1 protein-coding gene is annotated in these 1,308 nt (G+C 64.1%); it reads right to left on the reverse strand.

Annotation, left to right across the window (positions count from 1 at the left end; translation table 11 throughout):
• Positions 1–30 precede the first annotated feature (30 nt).
• The gene (locus tag GE300_RS22005) at positions 31–1,218 is read right to left on the reverse strand and encodes an IS256 family transposase (RefSeq protein WP_233417318.1); all 1,188 of its coding nucleotides are present in this window, start codon (positions 1,216–1,218) and stop codon (positions 31–33) included.
• Positions 1,219–1,308 lie beyond the last annotated feature (90 nt).

The raw sequence follows: 1,308 nt of genomic DNA on the forward strand, positions 1-1,308 counted from the left end.
GGTAGTGTCCAGAATCTTTCGCACATTTTCTCAGGCGACGGCTCCGTGGGTTGAGGTTTGCTCCGCGTAGAGCGGGGCCATGTTCATGTATTTGCGTGTCGACCATTGGCTGCCCGCGATGTGGCGCAGGCGGGCCGCGGCCAGGTTCAGGCAGCTCTGCCCGTCGGGAAATGCGCCCACCACACGGGTGCGGCGGCGGATTTCCTTCATGATCCTCTCCAGCGGGTTGTTGGTGCGGATCTTCAGCCAGTGGCTGTCGGGGAATCTGTAGTAGCTCAGCGTCTCGTCGATATGCGCCTCGATCAGTTCGGCCGCTTTCCCCAGCTTCTGGCGGCGCAGGTCCTCCACGATGGTGGCGGCCTTCTCCTGCGCCGCTTCGCGGCTCTCCTGGGCGTGGATCGCCTTCAGCATGTGGCTGATCTCGCGCACCTTCGTTGTCGGCACGTGGCTGAAGACGTTGCGATAGAAATGCACCATGCAGCGTTGCCAGCGCGCGTCGGGCAGATAGTCGGCGATGCTTTCGACGAGGCCACGGCACGCGTCCGAGATGATCAGTTGCACGCCGCTCAGGCCACGGTCGACCAGGTGGCGCAGGAAGGCCGACCAGCCGGATTTGTCTTCCTTGGCGCCCTCACAGATGCCGAGGATCTCGCGGTAGCCCTCGGAGTTGACGGCGCTGGCCACCAGCAGCGAGACGTTGCGCACCTCGCCCGCCCATGTTCGCTTCATGACGATCCCGTCGAGGTAGAGATACGGGTGCTCGCCCTCGATCCGCCGGTTCCGCCACTCCTCGATCTTGGCGTAGATCTTCTTGTTGAGGTTCGACACCGTGCCGGGGCTCACCCGCGTACCCCACAGCGCCTCGGTGATGTCCTCGACGCGCCGCACGGACACGCCCGCCAGATACATCTCGATCAGCGCCTCCTCGACCGAGCTCTCCCGGCGCCGGTAGCGTTCGATGATGGCGGTCTCGAAGGTCTGTCGCCGCAGCTTCGGCACCTTCAGCTTCACCTCTCCGGCCTTGGTGTGCAGCGCCCGCTCATAGCTGCCGGCCCGCGTGTCCTGGCGGCCCTCGCTGCGCTCATAGCGGCCCGCCCCGCACAATCGATCCGCCTCCGCGTCAAGCATCGCGTTCAGCGCTTCCTCGACCGTCCCACGCACCATCTCGCCGAGGTGATCCCTGATCCGCGCCTCGTCGATCCGGATCACCTGCCCCATCGCCGTATCCTTCTCGTCGTCCATCCCGTCGCTCCTTCACTGTAGAAGGAGCCGTCAAATCTGAAAGTGCGAAAGATTCTTTACGTTATC

This window comes from Halovulum marinum (assembly GCF_009697225.1).
GTDB lineage: Bacteria > Pseudomonadota > Alphaproteobacteria > Rhodobacterales > Rhodobacteraceae > Halovulum > Halovulum marinum.

Bases quoted from the DNA above. Each gene is read 5' to 3' on its own strand.
- GE300_RS22005 (WP_233417318.1), bottom strand. From the start codon at position 1,218: ATGGGGCAGGTGATCCGGATCGACGAGGCGCGGATCAGGGATCACCTC.